The following is a 20,631-nucleotide window of genomic DNA, read 5'->3' as shown; positions in this document are numbered from 1 at the left end:
CTGAAATCAACGGACCGACTGGGGGGAGTCAACAAATTAAATAGGCACTCGCTTAATTGAGAGTGTGACATAAACCGGTAGACAAGGAGGACAACTAACGAAATTTCGCTGGAAAATAACTATTTTCTTGCGGAATTTCGGGTCTTGGACAGACTTGTCTGGTTTATAGAACGCATTTATTTGGATTTACTAAATGTGAGAACACTGTATGTTACGGTCTTTCCCGTTAAAAAAACTAATTGAAAGCGATGCTTAAACCAGTAGAAATCAGCTTCTACGTCATTGGTTTGAGGCCTCCTTCGCTTGAAGTTAGCTTAATTTAAACTTTTTTAAACTTTTAAAGCAATCGTTTACAGAACTTATTCAATCAGTTCTCTAAACGGTTTTTTTGTCTAAAAATATTGTTAATTGACGGCGTAAACTAGAGCTTCATACGGTCGTAATTTACAGCTGCTCGGTAAATTAAAATTGGTGCGGGCTAGTTCATAGTTACTCAAAATGACCTTGCTTGGTCGATCGATGAACTGTTGCGGTAAATTGACAGTGGTTGTTTGGCCGTAGAAATTAACTAAGACTAAAAGTCGTTGATCTGCTTGATCAAGCCAACGTTCGTAAGCAAAAACTTGAGGATGATCGGGCAGTAATTGCCGAAAGTGGCCGTCAGAAATTAAGGGCTGGTGTTTGCGCTAATAAATTAATTTTTGATAGTAGTTAAAAATGACTCCGGATTGCAATTCTTTTTGCACATTAATTTTTTCTTGGTCGGTTGGTCGTAACCAAGGCTGACCGCTGGAAAATCCCGCCGTGGAAGAAGCATCCCAGTGCATCGGCACGCGTGAGTTGTCGCGCGCTTTAGCCTTGACCTTTTGAAAGGCTTGGTCGTCTGTGTAGCCTTGCCGGCGCAGTTCTTGATAAGCATTTCGGCTTTCAATATCGACGTAATCGGAGATGGTCTGGTAATCAGGATCCATCATCCCAATTTCTTCGCCCATATAAATATAGGGCGTTCCTCGCAGACAGTGCATCGCCGTGGCTAGTGCCGTGGCTGATTTTTCCCGGTAGTGAACTGGATCCCCGAAACGATTCAAAGCCCAAGGTTGATCATGATTATTCCAAAAGAGAGCATTCCAACCCCCACCTTGATCCATGGCCGTTTGCCAAGAGCTGAGGGTTTCTTTTAGTTGAGCAAAATCAAAGGGTATCGTCTCCCATTTATTGCCGTTTTGGTAATCAACTTTTAAATGATGAAAGGTAAAAATCATGGAAAGTTCATGGGTCGCAGGCACCGCGTATTCCACAGCTCCCGGTAAGCGAGCAGAGGACATTTCCCCAACGGTAATGGTTTGGTCGTCTTGACCAAAACTAGTGCGATTAAGTTCCTGAAGGTATTGGTGCACAATCGGGGTATCAGTGTATAAATATTTTTCTGTGGCTGGATCGGTTGAGTCGCGGAGTTCTTCATCTTTCCCGGTCACATTGATGACGTCAAAACGAAATCCTTGCACTCCTTTTTGGCGCCAAAAATTGACAACCTGACTAGCTTCTTGGCGAACTTGAGGATTATGCCAATCTAAGTCAGCTTGAGTCGGATCGAAGAGGTGGAGATAGTAGAGTCCGGTATCGCCGAAGGGTGCCCAAGCAGAGCCGCCAAATTTAGATTGCCAATTGGTGGGAAGATCGCCGTTCTCTTTGACTGGGCGTAAATAGAAATATTTTTGATACTTAGGATCTCCCGCTAAGGCTTTTTTAAACCAAGGATGAGCGGTTGAACAATGATTTAAAACCATATCCAACATGACGCCAATTTTTCGTTTTTTTAATTGGGTAACTAATTCTTCGAAGTCTGCCATGTTTCCAAAACGAGGATCAATTTGATAGTAATCGGCAATATCGTAACCGTTATCGTTTTGGGGAGAAACGAAGAAGGGATTAAACCAGATTAAATCGATATTTAATTTTTCTAGATAATCCATTTTGGCTAAAATTCCGCGAAGATCACCAAGGCCATCGCCATCACTGTCATAGAAAGATTTGGGATAAATCTGATAAATTACTTTTTGACCTAAATTATTCATAATTTCCTCCTCAAGAAATTAAATCTTTGTCCGCCGAGCAAAATCGACAAACTTGAAGGTTTGGGGACGATGATAAGATTCTGTTAATTGAATCAAGGTCGCGTCGGCTAAATAAGTTAGACTACGAACTACGACAACGGTATCTTGGACCGCCAACTGGAGCAACTCGCGTTGACGATCCGTTGGAGTTTCGACGGTGACTTCCTTAGTCGCGTAGGCAATTTCGTAGCCCAATTGACCTTCTAAGTATTCATAAAGCGAATTTTGCGCTGCCCGTTCGGGAACTTGGGGAACTAAAGAAGTCAGAAGATAGTCCTGATCTAAGACAATTGCTTGTCCATTGATCCGCCGCAGCCGCTGGAGAACGATGACTTCTTCTTGGGGATTGACTCCGTGTTGGGCGAAATAAGTTGGGATTTGACCAGGATGATTTTCTAAAACCCGCGTTTGGGCGTGCATATCTTGAATCTGGTTCAGTTCCTGAAAGCTAGTAATTCCCGAAAGCGGCAAATTATAGCGAGTGTAATCGAGAATTAAAGAACCTTTGCCCTTAATCGGCTGAATAATTCCGAGATTAGCTAATTGTTGGAGGGCCTTGCGAATAGTTTCGCGAGCAACACCATAGAGTTGAGTCAGTTGACTTTCGCTAGGTAAATAAGTCCCGACAGGATATTGCTGAGATTTGATCTTGGCTAAAATATCGTGAGCGATGAGCAATTGCTTGCTAGTGCGAACAGAAATGATAATCTCCTCCTTTAATTTTTATTATATCTAAACGTGTCTAGACAGACAAGAAGAGTTACTGATATTTCGAATTTTTAGATAACTTTAAGTTGTTGACACTTGTCTATACAAGCTATAAAATAATTTTTGTTAACGCTATCTTTACGTTAGAAAGAAATTTAATTTGTTAATTATTTATTAGTGCTTGAAGGGGAGAAATTTAATGGCACAAAAAGATTATTCACAGTTAGCTCAAATAATTGTTCAAAATGTTGGGGGTTCGGCCAATATCAAGAGCTTGATTCACTGTATTTCCCGCTTGCGTTTTACTTTAGTTGATGAAAGTAAGGCTCAAGATGATGTCTTACGACAAACAGCTGGGGTAATTGATGTTTTGCATGCTTCGGGCCAGTATCAGGTAGTGATTGGGTCGGCCGTGACGCAAGTATATGACGCAGTTATGGCAATTATCGGACCAGATTTAATGGCAAAAGATCAGTCTGCAACAATAAAAGAAGAAACCCCAGAAACACCAACCGCGGCTAAGGCTAGCCAGCAATCAGCTTTTAGTCGCGCTTGGGGAAACTTGATTGGTTTTATTACGGGCTCCATGAGCCCAATTGTAGGAGTAATCGCGGCCGCTGGAATTATTAAAGGAATTTTGGCTTTGTTGGCGATGCCGCAGTTAGGGGCGATTTTAAAGCCGACTAGTGTTTTGTATCTAACAGTTAGTGCGATGGCTGACTCAGCTTTTTATTTTCTGCCTGTTCTAGTTGGCTTTGCCGCGGCCAAGAAACTCAATAGTGATCCAATCGTGGCCGCGGTAATTGGGGGCTTCTTAGTTTATCCGCAATTAGTAACTTGGGGGACGAATTTTAAAACTATGTTTGCGGTTGGCGGTTTCCCCTTCCAATTCTTGAATTATACCTATTCAATTTTTCCCATGATTCTGGCAGCTTGGTTAGCGAAGCTTGTTGAAAACTGGCTGGCAGATCACTTACCCAGTTATTTACAAATGATTTTTAAACCACTAATTACGATTTTAGTTGTGGGCACAATTACCTTAATTATTACCGGTCCAATTATTCAAGGCGCGGCAAACGGAATTGCGGACTTGATTAACTGGTTAGTGCAAGCTTCTGGTTGGCTTGGCGGTTTGATTATTGGGGGCTTCTACCAAGTTCTGGTGATTTTTGGATTGCACTGGGGGGTTGTCCCGCTGATTACCCAACAAATTTCAGGAAGTGGCCAAAGTGCTCTAAATGCCATTGTTTCGACAACCATGGTTGGTCAAGGCGCCGCTGTTTTAGCAGTCGCCTGCAAAACAAAGCGAGATGATTTAAAGACTTTGGGTTTTGCAGCCGCTATTTCTGCCTTTTGTGGAGTCACGGAACCGGCTATTTACGGAATTAATTTACGTTACCGGCGGGTCTTTATTTCCGGCTTACTCGGTTCGGCGGTCGGTGGATTAATTACAGGATTATTTCGCGGTTCAATGTTTGGTTTCACCGGTTCTTTGATCGGCTTTTCTTCTTTCTTTAGTCCCAAACATCCCGCTGATTTGACTAGTTTCTATGCTTACTTGCTGGCTAGTGCGACCGCTTTGATTATTTCCTTCTTAGTTACTTGGTTTTGGGGTTACAATGACCAGATGGTGCAAGGTAAGAAGGTTGAAAAGAAGGCCCGTCCTGGCAGCTAATTTTAACCTAGAATTTAACTAATTCAGACTATCCCATAAGGGGTAGTTTTTTATTTTGAAAGCAAGAACCTGTCCGAAAAATTAGCCAAAATTTAGGTAAAAAGGCTTTCCTTAAAGTCGACTTCAAGGTTTAAGATAACGAATAGTTGCAGAGGAGTGGAGGATGACAAATGAAGATATCTTTAAAATTAACTATCGTTATAAGTTTAATAACCTTTGTGATAGCTATCTTACTTGGAGGGATTGGCGAACAGCAATTAGCCAATTCTAAAGTTGCTTCGGCAAATAAGGAGTCTAAAATGAATAAAGCCAAACATAAGCTGATTTTTACTAAAGCTCAACATCCCAATAGTCATGGAAAATATGTTTTTTTGAATGCTAGTCAAAATACAAACGGCAATACGGCCCAAATGGCGCAAAAATTATTGAGGGGGAAACATTACCAACAAATTAACTTAGCTGAATATCATATTCCTCAGATTGGTCAAGGCGAGGGTGATTATCCTAAAGTATTTGCCCGCTTACGAGCTGCTAAAGTGCTTGTGATTGGAACGCCTGTTTATTGGTCCAATATGTCCGGTTATTTGAAAACTTTTATTGATCATTTAGAGATTAATGAAGATTTGAAAGGGGCCGATTTATATCTTATTGTTCAGGGAGCAGATTCTCAACAGGAAGCGGCTATTCAATCAAGCTATGGTAGTTGGCAGCGAATTGCCCGCCGGTTTGGACTTAATTTTGTAGGAATTGCATCTAACGATTCGGAAATTAATTCTTTGCAGCGCCAACTAACTGGAAAATAGAAAGATGGTAGATCTAATTTATGGAGATTGATGAAGTTAGTAAGAAATGTGGAATACCGTCAACTACTTTGCGTTATTGGGAAAAAATTGGTTTATTGCCTCCGATTAAACGTAGTAAGAGCGGTTATCGGGAATATCAGCAGCGTGATTTAAATTGGATTTTATATATTCAAGCCTTACGAAACGCGGGGATGGAAATAAGCAATTTGAAAAAATTCATTGATTCTTATCGAAACTCAGACCAGAATTCCAAACGGAAGCAAATTCTAATTGATCAACAGCAAGAATTAATCCAGAGAATCAATAAAATCCAACAAACTTTGAATTATTTGAACTATAAAATAGATGATTTTGACTCACACATGATTAGCTATGAGGAAGAAAAGTTGGCTTATAGGAAAATTAAGAAGTGAATAAAGTCAAAGTAATTAGCATTATCAGATTTGAGCTGAGGTGAGACTTACAATTACTCAGATAGAAATGACTATAAATGACCAAATTGATCCCAAAAACCGGCAGAGATGAAACTGAAGAACCATTGACTAGCAGCCCATTAAAATCTAGATAAAATTAGGCAGTCAATCACCATTCGAATCCGAACGGCAATTAACTGCCTAATTAAATAACTTGTTCAATTTATTAAAGAGATTGTATCTTAAAAGACGGCATGAGTTAAGCTAAAGCACCCATTGGATCCCAAGGAGCCAAAACTTTTGGTTGATCAACTTCTTGATCGTAAACCTTTTGCAGGTCTTCTGGAAGATACTTCTTGTTGATTACTAGTTGATAAACGAATTGATCAAACCAAGCATCGCTCATCACGAAGTAACCTTTAGTTCCGGGTTGTTCACCCCAAGAGTTTTCAATTTTCCACTTCGTTGGTTGACCATCGGCATCTAAGTTCACACCGGTAATGACCATCGCGTGGTTCATCATACTTTCACCGAAGTCCAAGCGTTGGGCTTTAGTCATCTGGAAGTCTAAGTTGAAGAGGTGATCTAAGTCGTAAAGTTTAGTATCAAGTAAGCCGGCCTTACGATCAGACATAGTGGAAACATCACTTCCGAACCAAATGGCTTCATTATTTTGTAATTGCTTAATAGCCATGGCCTTGAAAGTTTCTAAGTCTAAGTTCAAGTGGCAAACTTGCCGACCGCCAACAACATTTCCTAACATTTCCACAGTGTAAAGGTGGTTGTAAGGCTTATCGGTCGTCGGGGCATTGATTGTGGAAAGATAGTTAGGCAAGTCAAGACCAATATACTTTTGGTAGAATTCTTGTGGAGTAATTCCCTTTTCACTGTGGAAGTTATGTTCGTCATCACGGTAGGACCAATCGAATTTAGTTGGTGGTTCACCAATCGTGTAAACTAAGATTCGATAAACTTCGGCTAACATTTGCTCCTTAGTTTGAGCAATTTCGTCAGCAGTTGCTTGTTGAGCGACTAAATCACGTAACTTGATTGCATCTTTGCGTAATTTAAGATTGAGGACTTGATTCAATTCGGAAGTGTTTGTCCGGCTAAAGGTATCCGGCATGACGCTTTTGGGCACGACGCCGTACTTTTCAAATAAGCCGCAAACCATGTCCCATTGACCACCATCTTGTTGTGGAGTGGCCATTAAAAAGTCAACTTTTCGATCACCTAGAGGTAATTGGGCCGTTTGGAGAACATTTTCATAGAAGTAATTAGATTTTTCCAATTTGTCCCAGAAGCAAATGTAACCTTGGGATAATTCAAAATCTTTAACTTTAAATTGAGCTTGCATGGGATGTCTTAAAGTATTTAAAGCTGCAAAGACCCAGCATAAACCGGATCTTTTCTGATCGGTAACTTTACCCGTTTCTAATTCAATTGAGAAAGTCGGATCTAAAGCAACCTGACTAGCTAAAGTCTTACTGGAAGCGTAGATTCCGTTATTAGCGACGCTTTTGCGCAAAATATCCGCTGCGGGAACTTCTGCTAATCCCGCTTGAAAAGTTTGTAAATCGGTACTTGAAATTGGTTTTACCATGAGAACCTCCAGAAAAAATTAAAATAATTTAAGACCACTTTATATTAAATTACCGAATTAGTCCAGACCTTAGCGAATATCAGAAATGATTTTCGGACCTTGATCGGTACCGATAATAACAGTATTAACGAGGTCCAAAAAGAGTCCTTGTTCAACCACGCCAGCTTGTTCTTCCAGCCATTGAGCTAAGAGATGCGGGTGCTTAATGGTCCCCAGTTCTAAATCAAAAACGTAGTTCTGGGAGTCCGTGTGCACCGGGTCTTGCTGATCATCCAGACGTAACTTAGGTTGAAGGCCTTCGGCTTGAAAACGCTGGAAAAGTTGTTGAGCACCAAATGGCAAAACTTCGACGGGTAAACCGAAGGCTCCCAGTTGGTCGACTAACTTACTTTCATCAACAATCCAGATGTTTTTTCGAGAATTCACAGCAACAATTTTTTCATAAGTATGCGCAGCCCCGCCACCTTTAATCCCCTGAAAATCAGGATCAATTTCGTCAGCGCCATCGATAGTCAAATCAATGGTTGAGACTTCTTGCAGGGGTTTCATCGTAATACCTAAGGCACAAGCTTGATCCCAAGTTCTTTGCGAAGTCGAAACACATTGGACTTGCAGCTGCTTTTCTTGGACGCGTCGACCCAATTCTTCAACCAGATAGTAAACCGTTGATCCTGTGCCTAAACCGACAGTCATGCCCTCTTGAATAAAGTCAACGGCCTTAATGCCCACACTTTGTTTGAGTTCATTTTGCTTCATCTTGGTCCTCCTTCTTGACTGGCTGTAAAAGATCTTGTAATTGACTTTCGCGTTCAAAAACGATCCGCGCATAAGGGCAAACGGGAATAATGTGCCAATATTTTTGCCGGGCGCGTTGGATGACTTCTTCTAATAAAGCTCGGGCAATTCCTTGATTGCGATAGTTAGGATCAACAAAAGTTGAGTCGATACTGATAACTTGGTCTTTAAGATGGGTATAGGTTATTTTACCAATTAAGTGTTTTTGGGCATCTTCTTGGTAAAAACAACCGGCTTGATGCTTGAATTTCATGGGCAGCGTCTCCTTTTAATTCTGTTATAATAATGATACCCTAAATGAGGAGTAATTATAATTGAAAACACGTGGTTTTGAAATTGTTTCCCGCTATCAAGAAGCGGGTTTAACTTTGCCTAAACGGCAAACAAAACAAGCGGCTGGCTATGACTTACAGGCCGCTGTGGATATGGTTGTTCCGACAATTTGGAAACAACCGCTGGCTAAAATGTTATGGGCTTATTGTCAAAAAAGACCCCAGCAAGGACGTTGGGCTCATTGGGCCGAACAAGTTTTAAAGCCAGTTTTGATTCCCACCGGTCTCAAGGCTTATTTACCAGCCGAAGAAGTTTTACTCTTAGTTAATCGTTCTAGTGGTCCCTTAAAACGCGGCTTGGTTCTCCCGAATTCGGTAGGGGTGATTGACGCGGACTACTATGACAACCCCCAAAACGAAGGGGAAATTTTTGTGCAAATGTTGAATTTTTTTCCCACAGATCGATTGATAAAAAAAGGTGACCGGATCTGTCAAGGAATTTTTGTGCCTTATTTAACCGTTGATAACGATCATAATGATGCTCCCCGGCGCCAAGGTGGTTTTGGTTCCTCCGGAGAGTAAGGAGGAAACAATGGCGCGACCTAAATCTCGTTTTGTCTGCCAGAATTGCGGTTATGTTTCTCCGCGGATGTTGGGACGTTGTCCCAATTGTGGAGCTTGGAATCAACTTGTTGAAGAACTAGCTCCCAGCAAAAAAACAGCCAATACGACGGCTCCCCAACTTGATAATCAACCGATTGCCTTGAATCAGGTGACTTTTAATCAAGAAAAACGCCGACAAACTGGTCTAAGCGAACTGGATCGGGTTTTAGGAGGAGGAGTCGTTCCCGGATCTTTAGTCTTGATTGGCGGTGACCCGGGAATTGGCAAGTCGACCTTGTTGTTGCAGGTGTCTGGACAACTGGAAAAAATTGGCGGAAAGGTTTTATACGTCTCCGGCGAGGAAAGTGCGGCTCAGATTAAATTGCGGGCGCAACGTTTACAAGTCGTGGGGCAGCAAATTTTCTTATACGCGGAAACGGACATGGCGGCAATCCGCCAAGTGGTGGCCCAACAAAAGCCAAATTATTTAGTCATCGACTCTGTGCAAACCATGAACGAGCCCGAGTTAGCCTCAGCCGTGGGCAGTGTCTCGCAAATTCGAGCGATTACGACGGAATTGATGGCGATTGCCAAACAAGCCGGAGTGACCGTTTTTGTAGTGGGGCATGTGACTAAAGGTGGGGCCTTAGCGGGACCCAAGATTTTAGAACATATGGTCGACACGGTTTTATATTTTGAAGGTGATTTGCATCATAATTATCGGATTTTGCGCGCCGTCAAGAACCGTTTTGGTTCAACGAATGAGATCGGGATGTTTCGGATGAATGACACCGGACTGCAAGAAGTGAAAAATCCTTCTGAAGTGTTTTTAGAAGAGCGTTTAGCACAGGCAACTGGTTCGGCGGTCGTAGTTTCAATGGAAGGAACTCGACCTATTTTGGTGGAGATTCAATCTTTAATTACCCCCACTCTCTATGGTACTGCCAAACGGACAACGAATGGTTTGGATCATAACCGAGTTGCCGTGATTATGGCGGTCTTAGAGAAAAGAGCTAATATATTATTACAAAATAAAGATGCTTACCTCAAAGCAACCGGTGGAGTTCGTTTGGAAGAGCCCGCAATTGACTTGGCTTTAGCTTTGGCAATTGTTTCCAGTGATAAAAATATCGGTTTAGCAGCCGGCGATTGTTTTGTTGGCGAATTGGGATTAACCGGTGAAATTAGACGGGTTAATTTAATTGAGCAACGGATTAAAGAAGCTGCTAAATTAGGCTTTCAACGAATCTTTATTCCCCAAAATAACGCGGTTTCCGCTGCTGAATACCCCGAGATCGAAATCGTGACAGTGCGCACAATCGGCGAGGCTTTGGGAAAAGTTTTCGCCAAACCGGTCTAGGAGCTTTGACTTTTTGCCAGAAGTCGGTAAGCTGTTAGTAAGCATCTATAAGTAGAAAGAGGCGTTTGACTTTGACTGATTCTAAAATTCGGGTGCGTTATGCCCCTAGCCCAACGGGACATTTGCACATTGGTAATGCGCGGACGGCATTGTTTAATTACTTGTTCGCCCGTCACAATAAAGGAATTTTTGTAATTCGAATTGAAGATACTGATACCAAGAGAAATGTTGCCGGGGGCGAAAAAAGCCAACTGGATAACTTGAAGTGGTTAGGTATTGATTGGGATGAAGGTCCTGATTTAGGTGGCGATTACGGTCCCTACCGGCAATCAGAACGACAAGAGATTTATCAAAAATATATTCAACAATTGCTTGATCAAGGGGTAGCTTACGAGTCTTACTTGACTTCCGAACAATTGGAAGCTCAACGTGAAGTTCAAAAGGCTCGGGGAGAAATGCCTCATTATGAAGATGAATTTGCGGGCTTAACTGCGGCGGAAAAAGAAGCGCAGATTACTAACGCTAAAGCTCAAGGAATTAAACCGGTCATTCGAATTAAGGTTCCCAAGCATCATACTTATGCTTGGGAAGATATCGTTAAGGGAGAAATTCAATTCGACTCCGATACTATCGGCGGTGATTGGGTTATCCAAAAGCAAGATGGCATGCCGACTTATAATTTTGCCGTGGTCGTAGATGACCATTTGATGAAAATTTCTCATGTTTTACGAGGAGATGACCACGTAGCAAATACGCCCAAGCAATTGATGATTTACGATTACTTGGGTTGGACAGCGCCAGTTTTCGGGCATATGAGTTTAATTATTAATACCGAAACGGGTAAGAAGCTCAGTAAACGGGATGAATCTGTTCTACAATTTATTGAACAATATCGGCAACGTGGTTACTTACCGCAAGCGATGTTTAACTTCATTACTTTATTAGGTTGGTCACCGGTAGGAGAATCAGAAATCTTCACCCCCAAGCAATTTGTTAAACAGTTTGATCCGAAGCGTTTGAGTAAATCACCGGCTTCCTTCGATCAAAAGAAGTTGGAATGGGTTAATAATCAATACGTGAAGAAGGCTGATTTGAGTCTAATTACTGATTTGTCTTTGGATAATTTGATTGAAGCCAAGCTAGTTCCCGCTGAGGTGTCTCTAGAACAGATCGAATGGGTTCGGGCTTTAGTAGCTTTATTCAAAGACCAAATGAGTTACACGGGACAAATTGTTGAATTGGCCGAGATTTTCTTCCATGATCCGGAACAATTAGATGAAGCGGCGATGGCAGAACTTCAAAAAGATGAAGCCTTAGTTACTTTGGAGACATTTCAAAAACACTTGAAACAAGTTCCGCGCTTTACTGCTACGAAGATTATGGCTGCAATTCAACAAACTCGCCAAGAAACTGGGGTTAAGGGTCGGAAATTATTTATGCCGATTCGAATTGCCACGACACGTTCAATGCATGGTCCCGGGATTGGGGAAGCGATTGAATTATTGGGACAAGAAAAGGCCCAACACCATTTAGCAGAAACTTTGAAACAATTAGAAAACTAATCCATTAGCACAGCGTGTGATCTAGATTATTAATCATGGGCTGTGCTTTTTATAAGATGAGGTGACTTGATGCTCAAGATTTTTAATACACTAACCAAAAACAAAGAAGAATTTGTTCCCCAAGTCGCGGGACAAGTCAAAATGTATGTTTGTGGACCAACGGTGTATAACTATATTCATTTGGGAAATGCGCGTTCGATAGTCGCTTTCGATACTATTCGCCGCTATCTGGAATACCGGGGTTATCAGGTGGACTATGTGTCTAACTTTACTGATGTCGGTGATAAAATCATTAAAGCTGCCCAAGAACAGCAACTAACCTCCCAACAAATTGCCGATAAGTATATCGCGGCTTACCAAGCTGATACGAAGGCCCTCAATGTTCAATCCGCGACTAAGAGTCCCCGGGCGACGGAAAATATGGTCGAAATTATTGATTTAATTGCGGATTTAATTGCCCGTGGTTTCGCTTACGAAAGTGCGGGGGATGTTTATTACCGGGCCCGCAAGTTTAAAAAATATGGTCAATTGTCCGGGCAAGACTTGGCGGATTTGGAATTGGGTGCCAGCCAACGAGTTGATGTGCAAGATACGGCTAAAAAAGAAGATCCGATTGACTTTGCGCTTTGGAAGAAAGCTCCCGAAAATGAAATTTCCTGGCCTTCTCCTTGGAGTAAGGGACGACCGGGCTGGCATATTGAGTGTTCCGCGATGGCTAATAAGTATTTAGGAGCAACTGTGGATATCCATGCCGGGGGAGAAGACTTAATTTTTCCCCATCACGAAAATGAAATTGCCCAAAGTGAAGTTCATACTGGACAGACTTTCGCCCATTATTGGATGCATAATGGTTTTGTAACCATTGGTGAACACGGGGAAAAGATGAGTAAGTCGTTGCATAACTTTGTGACGGTTCATGAATTACTCCAACAAGTAGATCCCCAAGTCTTGCGCTTTTTCATGGCGGCGACGCAATATCGGCGGCCAGTGCAGTATTCCCAAACTAGTTTGGCTGATGCTCAAACTAAGTTGCAACATTTCCAAACCGCGGCGAAGAATCTTTATTTCCGCCTCCAAGATGAAGCTTTCGGAGATTTTGATGCGCAGTTAGCAGCCGAAGTCACCCAGCTGGAGCAACAATTTCAAGAGCATATGGACGATGATTTTAATGTTCAAAATGGTTTGAGTGATTTATACGAAATGATGCGCTTAGTCAATAACTATGTGGCGCGAGACCAAGTAAATCGGAAAAGTGTTGAACAGTTATTGAATAAATTTACGGAACTTTTGGGGATTTTTGGCTTAGAATTTCAATTTGATAATAATGTTGACCAGGAAGTTGAAGGTTTAATTCAAGAGCGTGATCAAGCGCGGGCGGATAAAGATTTTCAACAGAGTGATCAATTAAGAGATCAATTACGAGCCATGGGGATTATTTTAGAAGATACTCCTCAAGGAACACGGTGGCACAAAGAATGATTGATTATCGACAGTTAAACGGAATTACCTTGGCTTATCTAGGAGATGCAGTTTGGGAAACTTACGTCCGCCAGCATCTTTTGGAACAAGGTTTGACCAAAGTCAATCGCTTACAAAAGCGAGCAACCCACTTTGTTTCGGCTAAAGCCCAGGCGGCCTTGATTGCCTTAATGCAGGCGGAGAATTATTTGACCGACGCAGAGTTAGATGTTTTTCATCGGGGGCGCAACGCCAAGAGTTATACGCACGCTAAAAACACTTCCGTCCAGACGTATAATATTTCCACGGGCTTTGAAGCTATTTTTGGCTATTTACAATTAACTGGACAAGAACAAAGGGTGGCACAATTAGCACAATGGTGTCTAGAACAAGTAGAAATGGGGCGAACTGATGCATACAACTTCCAATAAACCAGAGCGCGAGTTAGTCTTTGGAATTTATGCGGTCCAAGCTCTCTTTCAATTGCCCGATGTGCAACAGCAAGTTAATAAGGTCTTTTTACAGAAGAATTTACCGCATAATGACAAGCTCCAAGCTCTCTTAAAAACTGCTCGGCGCTTACATTTGATCATCCAAGAAGTTCCCAAGCAAAAGCTAGATGACTTGACGCAAAAGGAAAATCATCAAGGAATTGTGGTCACAGTTGCTCCTTTACGTTATTGGGAATTACCGGAATTATTGGACCACCTGACTCAGAGCAAGGAGACGCCTTTCTTTTTGGTTTTGGATAATTTGAATGATCCCCGGAATTTTGGCTCTATTTTGCGGACAGCTGATGCCGTGGGAGTTAATGGCGTGATTATTCCTAAACGTCGAGCAGCTAGCGCAACGGGATTAGTAGCCAAGACTTCTACGGGAGCTCTGGCGCGAATTCCGATTGTCCGAGTTACGAATTTAGTTCGAACCTTGCAGGAATTAAAAGAGGCTGGAATCTGGGTTTTTGGGACCGCAATGCAGGGTAGTGACTATCGGCAGTGGGATGCCCGGGGACCGATTGCTCTAGTAATCGGTAACGAAGAAAAGGGCTTATCGCCGTTAGTGCAAAAACAAATGGATGCTACTTTGACCATCCCGATGGTGGGGGAGGTCCAAAGTTTAAATGCTAGTGTAGCGACCGGAATTCTACTGTATCAGGCCTTTACAAGTCGTGAGGGTGACCACTAATCATGAAAAAACAAATTTTAATCGTTGATGGCTATAATGTAATTGGCACTTGGCCCCAGTTAGATCGATTGAAGCAGCAGGATCGATTGGCAGATTCTCGGGACTTATTATTGGATATTCTGGCTAACTATCGTAAATTCTTTGAGGGTCAGATTATTGTGGTTTTTGATGCCATGTATGTTCCCGGAGTTAAAGAACAGTTTCAGAAATGGGATCTCGATGTGGTTTTTACTCCGGAAGGGGTCACCGCGGACACTTATATTCAAAATTTGAGTGAAGAGTTAAATCAGATTACCAACCAGGTCACGGTTGTGACCTCCGATCAAGCCGTTCAATGGACCGTCTTTTCTCGGGGAGCGATTCGCTTGCCTTCTTATGAATTGTATAAAAGAATTCAAGAGATGAAACGCCAATTGCAGTGGGAAAGCAAACAACACCATGATCGAAAGGTCCAGCGTAATAATCCTTTCACGCCGGAACAGTTGGCTCGCTTAGCGCAATTAAGAGATGATTTATCGCAATAGAGCTTTTTGATTTAAAAAAGATTACTTTTTGTGATAAAAAACATACGTTCTCTTATCCTCTTAGAGGGAGAATGCTATGCTTTAAATGTCGTTTGTTGCTTCGAAAGGAGCAACATGGAAAGCTTAAATTTATTACAAGAAGAACAGCATTGGATTCGAGCTGTTAAGCTGCAACACAGTTCCCAAAGCTTGGAACAATTATTTAAAAAATACCGTCCAATGATTGAAAATCTTTGTAATTTACACCAACTTCGTCTATATGATCGAGAAGATTGGTATCAAGAAGCGCGGATCGTTTGTTTTGAAACCTGCCTGATTTATGATTGCTCCCAAGGGTCCAAGTTTGGCAGTTTTTTTAAACTTCGATTAAAAAATCATCTGGCTAACTTACTGCGCTATCAATTGGCCTTTAAAAGGCGTTCCAACGTAGCAACCGTTTCTTTTGAACAACTTTTACAAGAAGATCCGGAATTAGAAGATTTATTGGCCATCTTTGGCCGGGCCAGTAATGAAAGAATTATTTTTGAGTATCGAACTTTCATCCATCAGTTATCAACGATTGAAATTAAAGGTTTCCAGATTTTATTGGGCTTGAATACACCAGAACAAGTTACTCAATCTGGTACTTATACCAAAGTTCAAGTTCAACGGGCCATGAGCCGGAGTCGAGTAAAATTTCGCTCTTTTTGTCAAGCTCATGGGCTTGACACATAAGGCAAGCTTTTGTATAGTTGCTTGGTGTAGGTGATTAGATGAAAACAGAAACAGTTGTTTTAGAATGCAGTCAGTGTGGGGCTCATAATTATCACACTTTGGTTAATCGGGCTCGACAAGAACGGTTTATGATTAAGAAATATTGTCCCCAGTGTGATCAACACACGCTCCATCAAGAAACGAGGTAGAAGGTCATGCGTTTTTTAAGAAGTGTCAAAGATGAAATGAAATTAGTCCAATGGCCAACTTGGAAAGAAAATCGTCACGATACGATGACGGTCATTATGACTTCGATTGTTTGTGCCCTCTTTTTAGGAGCCTGTGATTGGATTTTCCAAAAGTTATTAACAATGTTTGTAACCCATCGTTAGGAATCGTTTGTACTTTGAATCATGATTTGTTACAATATTAATTAAGCAAAAACTTCGTGGAAGCGGAGTTTTTTTTAGTGGAATTGAGGAGATTAGGATGCCAGAACAAAGTCAAAAAAAATGGTACGTACTACACACGTACTCTGGTTACGAAAATCGGGTTAAAGAAAATTTACAATCTCGGGCCCAATCGATGGGAATGGAAGACTATATTTTCCAAGCGGTGGTTCCTGAAGAAGAAGAAACTGAAACTAAGAATGGTCATACTAAGACCGAAATGAAGAAGACTTTCCCCGGCTACGTACTTGTCGAAATGGTGATGTCCGATCAATCTTGGTTTGTGGTTCGAAACACGCCGGGAGTAACCGGATTTGTCGGAAGTCATGGTGCCGGAAGCAAGCCTGCTCCCTTACTACCAGAAGAAGTTGAACATATTTTGCATGGCATGCAAGAGCAAGCTGACCAAAATGATCTCGACTTAGAACTAGGCGAAGTTATCAAAATTACTGACGGAGCTTTTGCTGGTTTAGAAGGAAAAATTACCGAAATTGATTCCGAACACGGTAAAGTTAAGGTTGAAGTGGATATGTTTGGCCGTTTGACAGAAACGGAACTGGATTATACAAATTTAGAAAAAGCTAGTTACTAATTGCTAAATGGCTTTAAGAATGCTAAAATCACTTAGTATGTCGTTTGACATGTCTGTGGGAGGGAAAATATTAATCCCATCTTTAACCACATCACGGACTTAAGGAGGTATGTACCGTGGCTAAAAAAGTTGCAAATGTTGTTAAGTTGCAAATTCCTGCTGGAGCAGCAACTCCAGCTCCTCCAGTTGGTCCTGCATTAGGACAAGCTGGTATTAATATCGTTGAATTCACTAAAGAATTTAACGCTCGGACAGCTGATCAAAAGGGGATGGCTTTGCCAACCGTGATCACTGTTTATGAAGATCGTTCGTTTGATTTTGTTGCCAAGACTCCTCTAGCAGCTGCTTTATTGATGAAGGCTGCTGGTGTCCAAAAGGGTTCTGGGAACCCGCGGGATGAGAAGGTTGCTTCTGTGACCAAAGCTCAAGTCAAGGAAATTGCCGAGACTAAGTTAAAAGACTTGAATGCCAATGATATTGAAGCGGCAATGAGCATGATTGCTGGAACCGCTCGAAGCATGGGCTTTACAGTCGAAGATTAATTTAAAAATCCGGTAACAACAAGCAGAGCTTGTTACAAGTGGGAGGAGTTTGAACTCCACTAGACCACAATCGCAAGGAGGAACTCAAACGTGGCTAAACATGGAAAGAAATATTTGGAAGCAGCCAAGCAAGTAGATAAGACCAAGTCTTACCCAGCTGCTGAAGCAATTGCTTTATTAAAGAAGATTGACTACGCAAACTTTGATGCAACTATCGAAGTAGCTTATAACTTAAACTTGGATACTAAACAAGCTGATCAACAAATCCGGGGAGCAATGGTTTTGCCTAACGGAACTGGTAAGACTCAACGAGTTGTAGTTTTTGCTGACGGGGAACAAGCTAAGCAGGCTGAAGCTGCTGGCGCAGACTTCGTTGGTGATGACGACTTAGTTGAAAAGATTACTGATGGCTGGTTAGACTTTGATGTTGTTGTTGCGACACCAAAGATGATGGCTAAGGTTGGTCGTTTGGGTCGGATCTTAGGACCAAAAGGTTTAATGCCGAATCCGAAGACCGGAACTGTGACCATGGATGTTGAAAAAGCTGTGCAAGATGTTAAGGCTGGACAAGTGGCTTATCGTGCCGATGCTCAAGGCTTGATTCATGCACCGTTAGGAAAAGTTTCTTTTGCTGATGACAAATTGGTAGAAAACTTTGATGCTTTCAATGCCGTAATTTTGAAAGCTCGTCCAGCAACGGTTAAAGGTCAATTTGTGAAGAGCGTGAACTTGACGACAACCTTTGGCCCAAGTGTCAAAGTGGTATTTGACTAATTCTAGAATTCATGCTAACTTATTAATATTATGAACTACCTAAGACTCAGGTGGCCGTTGGCCTTAATATCCTGCCGAGGCTAGATGCTGGTTAAATTGGGCATTGTTGCTGCGGTGACAATGCCTTTTAATTTTAGGTAGAAAGATTACGGAGGTGAAACTAGATGAAAGATACAGTATTAAAGGCTAAACAAGATTTAGTTGATGTTGTTGCTGATAAGATGAGTCGTTCTGAATCAGTGATTGTCGTTGACTATTTAGGCTTAAGCGTTGCCCAAGTAACTGACTTACGACGGCAATTGTTTGATGCGGGGGTAGAATTTCAAGTTGTTAAAAACTCAATTTTACGTCGCGCAGCTGAAAAAGCCGGCTTAGCTGATTTAAACGATACTTTTGCTGGTCCAACAGCCGTCGCTTTCTCTTATGATGATGCGATTGTAGCTGCGAAGACTATTTCCAAATTTGCCGAAACAACCGACGTTTTGGAAATTAAAGGTGGAATGATTGAAGGCCAAGTTCAAAGCTTGGAAAAGATCAACGAATATGCGAATATGCCAAGCCGCGAAGAACTATTGGCTACCTTGGCTTCCATGTTACAATCACCTGTCCGCAAAGTTGCTTATGCAGTTCAAGCAATTATTGATAAGAATGAAGAAGACGGTTCTGCCGCTTAGTTATTCTTAAATTATTTATATAACCATTGGAGGAATAAAAATGGCTTTCGATAAAGATAAGATTATTGATTCATTAAAAGAAGCAAGCATTTCTGACTTAAACGACTTGGTAAAGGCAATCGAAGAAGAATTTGATGTTTCCGCTGCTGCTCCAGTTGCTGTTGCTGGTGGTGCTGGTGGTGCCGGCGCCGAAGAAAAGAGTGAATTCGACGTTGAATTGACCGAAGTAGGTCAAGAAAAAGTTAAGGTTATCAAGGCTGTTCGGGAAATCACTGGCTTAGGCTTGAAAGATTCCAAGGGCTTAGTTGACAACGCTCCTTCCGTAATTAAGGAAGGCTTACCTTCTGCTGAAGCTGAAGAAATGAAAGCTAAGCTTGAAGAAGTTGGCGCAACTGTAACTTTGAAATAGTTAATTTCTAGTTCGAAGCTGTAATTCTCATTTTATGAGGATTGCGGCTTTTTTAATACCTAAGGAGAAGTAAATACAGGTCCAGTTAAGATCACTGCCAAAGGCTGAATTGGCGGCGTTTTGGCAGTTAGCTTACGGTGCTCCTCAAGTTGAGTGAACCTAGGGGAATGGATCTTATTTTGATGATCAATTGCCTCTCAAGGTTGATTTTTTGAATCCACGTTTAGCCTTTGTGAAATGCGGCGAAATCTAAGTTCATGTTATAATTAACTTTTCGAATAGAGAAAGTAAGTGAGGTTAAATTTTGGCAGAACAATATTTTACAGCCCAACCGAACGCTCAGCATCAGCTACGAGAATTTCAATTTCAATTGTTACAACAGGATTTACATTTTACGACCGATAATGGAGTTTTTTCTAAACAAACAATTGATTTTGGAACGCGAGTTCTTTTGGAAGCAATTGGCTTAGAGCCCGCGCCAACGGGCCCTTTATTGGACCTCGGTTGTGGTTACGGGCCGATTGGCTTAACTTTAGCTAGTCTTTGGCCGCAGCGGCAAGTTGAGCTGGTTGACGTTAACCAGCGAGCCTTAGCTTTGGCCCAACAAAATGCTCAGGCTAATCAAATTGAAAATGTGAGGATTTATCCTTCAGATGCTTATCAGTCCGTGCAGCGCCAAGATTATGGCGCAATTTATACTAACCCGCCTTTACGTGCCGGAAAAAAGGTCGTGACGGCCATCTTGACGCAGGCTCTCCAGTACTTGAGAACAGACGGCCAATTATGGTGTGTTATTCAAAAGAAGCAGGGCGCTCCTTCATATAAAAAGATGATGCAAGTTGCCTTTGGGAACGCCCAAATTATAAAAAGAAGTAAAGGATATTACGTTATTAAAAGTGTTAAGACCCCAGACTAAAGATTTATATACCCCGCAACAACTAGAACAATACATGCAACAGGCTCTCCAGGCGGCTCAGCAAGCTGAAATTGAAGGGGAAGTTCCGATTGGCGCGGTAATTGTTGATAATTTAACGAATCAAGTTATTGCTCAAGGCTATAATCAACGAGAAACTCGGCAAGATCCTTTGGCGCATGCCGAAATTGAAGCAATTACCGCGGCTTGCCAAAAAGTAGGTAGTTGGCGTTTGGAACATCATAGTTTATTTGTAACTCTAGAACCTTGTGCGATGTGTGCGGGGGCCATTATTAATAGTCGGATCACCAACGTGATTTTTGGAGCTTGCGATCCCAAGGCAGGCTCAGTGGAATCGTTGATCCATTTATTTGATTTTCCCTATAATAGTCGTCCCGATTATCAAAGCGGCGTTTTGGCTCCTGAGTGTAGCCAAACTTTGACTACTTTCTTTCGAAAAATTCGGCAGCAAAACTCGTAAAAGATTGAAAATTAGACTGCAATAGTTTA

Annotated in this window: 24 protein-coding genes, 1 pseudogene and 1 other annotated feature; of the genes and pseudogenes, 20 read left to right on the top strand and 5 right to left on the bottom strand. The window is 41.8% G+C overall.

Going from position 1 to position 20,631, the window contains the following annotated elements:
* Positions 1–404: 404 nt before the first annotated feature.
* Positions 405–2,075, bottom strand: a pseudogene (treC, locus tag HU830_RS02205) (alpha,alpha-phosphotrehalase).
* 18 nt (positions 2,076–2,093) lie between these two features.
* Complete coding sequence (treR, locus tag HU830_RS02200) at positions 2,094–2,792, bottom strand: trehalose operon repressor (protein WP_194946708.1); 699 nt, start codon at positions 2,790–2,792, stop codon at positions 2,094–2,096.
* 229 nt (positions 2,793–3,021) lie between these two features.
* Between treR and HU830_RS02195 the strand changes: the two genes are divergently transcribed.
* From HU830_RS02195 to HU830_RS02185, 3 genes are all read left to right on the top strand, one after another.
* On the top strand, positions 3,022–4,497 hold the full coding sequence (locus HU830_RS02195; protein ID WP_176942170.1) for a PTS transporter subunit EIIC: 1,476 nt from the start codon (positions 3,022–3,024) through the stop codon (positions 4,495–4,497).
* A gap of 170 nt (positions 4,498–4,667) precedes the next feature.
* A complete protein-coding gene (locus HU830_RS02190; RefSeq protein ID WP_176942169.1) occupies positions 4,668–5,300 on the top strand; it encodes a flavodoxin family protein in 633 nt (210 codons plus the stop codon).
* Between the two features lie 20 nt (positions 5,301–5,320).
* Entirely contained in the window at positions 5,321–5,713 is a 393-nt protein-coding gene (locus tag HU830_RS02185) for a MerR family transcriptional regulator (protein ID WP_176942168.1), read from the top strand.
* Positions 5,714–5,972: 259 nt separating this feature from the next.
* On the opposite strand, the gene HU830_RS02180 is transcribed toward HU830_RS02185, so the two are convergent.
* The 3 genes from HU830_RS02180 to HU830_RS02170 form a co-directional block, all read right to left on the bottom strand.
* Complete coding sequence (locus HU830_RS02180; RefSeq protein ID WP_176942167.1) at positions 5,973–7,316, bottom strand: C1 family peptidase; 1,344 nt, start codon at positions 7,314–7,316, stop codon at positions 5,973–5,975.
* A gap of 69 nt (positions 7,317–7,385) precedes the next feature.
* A complete protein-coding gene (rpiA, locus tag HU830_RS02175; RefSeq protein WP_176942166.1) occupies positions 7,386–8,072 on the bottom strand; it encodes a ribose-5-phosphate isomerase RpiA in 687 nt (228 codons plus the stop codon).
* Positions 8,059–8,364: a GNAT family N-acetyltransferase gene (locus HU830_RS02170; RefSeq protein ID WP_176942165.1), complete on the bottom strand. Its 306-nt coding sequence runs from the start codon at positions 8,362–8,364 to the stop codon at positions 8,059–8,061. The genes rpiA and HU830_RS02170 overlap by 14 nt, the downstream gene beginning before the upstream one ends.
* A gap of 61 nt (positions 8,365–8,425) precedes the next feature.
* Between HU830_RS02170 and HU830_RS02165 the strand changes: the two genes are divergently transcribed.
* The 17 genes from HU830_RS02165 (at position 8,426) to tadA (ending at position 20,602) form a co-directional block, all read left to right on the top strand.
* Complete coding sequence (locus HU830_RS02165; protein ID WP_176942164.1) at positions 8,426–8,965, top strand: dCTP deaminase/dUTPase family protein; 540 nt, start codon at positions 8,426–8,428, stop codon at positions 8,963–8,965.
* Positions 8,966–8,975: 10 nt separating this feature from the next.
* Entirely contained in the window at positions 8,976–10,346 is a 1,371-nt protein-coding gene (radA, locus tag HU830_RS02160) for a DNA repair protein RadA (RefSeq protein ID WP_176942163.1), read from the top strand.
* A 71-nt stretch (positions 10,347–10,417) separates the two neighbouring features.
* The gene (gene gltX / locus HU830_RS02155) at positions 10,418–11,908 is read left to right on the top strand and encodes a glutamate--tRNA ligase (RefSeq protein ID WP_176942162.1); all 1,491 of its coding nucleotides are present in this window, start codon (positions 10,418–10,420) and stop codon (positions 11,906–11,908) included.
* A 69-nt stretch (positions 11,909–11,977) separates the two neighbouring features.
* Positions 11,978–13,387 (top strand): cysteine--tRNA ligase, encoded by a 1,410-nt coding sequence (gene cysS / locus HU830_RS02150; protein ID WP_176942161.1) that lies wholly within the window; start codon positions 11,978–11,980, stop codon positions 13,385–13,387.
* Positions 13,384–13,797, top strand: coding sequence for a Mini-ribonuclease 3 (locus tag HU830_RS02145; protein WP_176942160.1), 414 nt, complete (start codon positions 13,384–13,386; stop codon positions 13,795–13,797). Before cysS ends, HU830_RS02145 begins: the two co-directional genes overlap by 4 nt.
* Positions 13,778–14,551: a 23S rRNA (guanosine(2251)-2'-O)-methyltransferase RlmB gene (gene rlmB / locus HU830_RS02140; RefSeq protein ID WP_176942159.1), complete on the top strand. Its 774-nt coding sequence runs from the start codon at positions 13,778–13,780 to the stop codon at positions 14,549–14,551. Before HU830_RS02145 ends, rlmB begins: the two co-directional genes overlap by 20 nt.
* 2 nt (positions 14,552–14,553) lie before the next feature.
* Entirely contained in the window at positions 14,554–15,075 is a 522-nt protein-coding gene (locus HU830_RS02135; RefSeq protein ID WP_176942158.1) for an NYN domain-containing protein, read from the top strand.
* Between the two features lie 114 nt (positions 15,076–15,189).
* Positions 15,190–15,789 (top strand): sigma-70 family RNA polymerase sigma factor, encoded by a 600-nt coding sequence (locus HU830_RS02130; protein WP_176942157.1) that lies wholly within the window; start codon positions 15,190–15,192, stop codon positions 15,787–15,789.
* Positions 15,790–15,827: 38 nt separating this feature from the next.
* Positions 15,828–15,977 carry a 50S ribosomal protein L33 gene (gene rpmG / locus HU830_RS02125; RefSeq protein ID WP_176942156.1) on the top strand — a complete coding sequence of 50 codons (150 nt, stop codon included), beginning with the start codon at positions 15,828–15,830 and terminating at the stop codon, positions 15,975–15,977.
* Between the two features lie 6 nt (positions 15,978–15,983).
* Entirely contained in the window at positions 15,984–16,160 is a 177-nt protein-coding gene (secE, locus tag HU830_RS02120; protein ID WP_176942155.1) for a preprotein translocase subunit SecE, read from the top strand.
* A gap of 97 nt (positions 16,161–16,257) precedes the next feature.
* A complete protein-coding gene (gene nusG, locus HU830_RS02115) occupies positions 16,258–16,809 on the top strand; it encodes a transcription termination/antitermination protein NusG (RefSeq protein WP_176942154.1) in 552 nt (183 codons plus the stop codon).
* Between the two features lie 116 nt (positions 16,810–16,925).
* On the top strand, positions 16,926–17,351 hold the full coding sequence (rplK, locus tag HU830_RS02110) for a 50S ribosomal protein L11 (protein WP_176942153.1): 426 nt from the start codon (positions 16,926–16,928) through the stop codon (positions 17,349–17,351).
* A gap of 90 nt (positions 17,352–17,441) precedes the next feature.
* Positions 17,442–18,125, top strand: a complete 684-nt coding sequence (gene rplA / locus HU830_RS02105; RefSeq protein ID WP_176942152.1) for a 50S ribosomal protein L1 — start codon at positions 17,442–17,444, stop codon at positions 18,123–18,125.
* A gap of 20 nt (positions 18,126–18,145) precedes the next feature.
* Positions 18,146–18,264: a sequence feature (ribosomal protein L10 leader region), on the top strand.
* Positions 18,265–18,289: 25 nt separating this feature from the next.
* Positions 18,290–18,799, top strand: coding sequence for a 50S ribosomal protein L10 (rplJ, locus tag HU830_RS02100; RefSeq protein WP_176942151.1), 510 nt, complete (start codon positions 18,290–18,292; stop codon positions 18,797–18,799).
* A 40-nt stretch (positions 18,800–18,839) separates the two neighbouring features.
* Positions 18,840–19,208 carry a 50S ribosomal protein L7/L12 gene (gene rplL / locus HU830_RS02095; RefSeq protein WP_176942150.1) on the top strand — a complete coding sequence of 123 codons (369 nt, stop codon included), beginning with the start codon at positions 18,840–18,842 and terminating at the stop codon, positions 19,206–19,208.
* A gap of 304 nt (positions 19,209–19,512) precedes the next feature.
* Positions 19,513–20,124 (top strand): class I SAM-dependent methyltransferase, encoded by a 612-nt coding sequence (locus HU830_RS02090; protein ID WP_176942149.1) that lies wholly within the window; start codon positions 19,513–19,515, stop codon positions 20,122–20,124.
* A complete protein-coding gene (tadA, locus tag HU830_RS02085) occupies positions 20,105–20,602 on the top strand; it encodes a tRNA adenosine(34) deaminase TadA (protein WP_324196254.1) in 498 nt (165 codons plus the stop codon). The genes HU830_RS02090 and tadA overlap by 20 nt, the downstream gene beginning before the upstream one ends.
* Positions 20,603–20,631: the final 29 nt, after the last annotated feature.

The organism is Bombilactobacillus apium, assembly GCF_013385145.1.
In the GTDB taxonomy this organism is placed as follows: Bacteria; Bacillota; Bacilli; order Lactobacillales; family Lactobacillaceae; genus Bombilactobacillus; species Bombilactobacillus apium.
The sequence above is the reverse complement of the archived record's forward strand: the minus strand, read 5'-3'. Positions and strand labels throughout refer to the sequence as shown.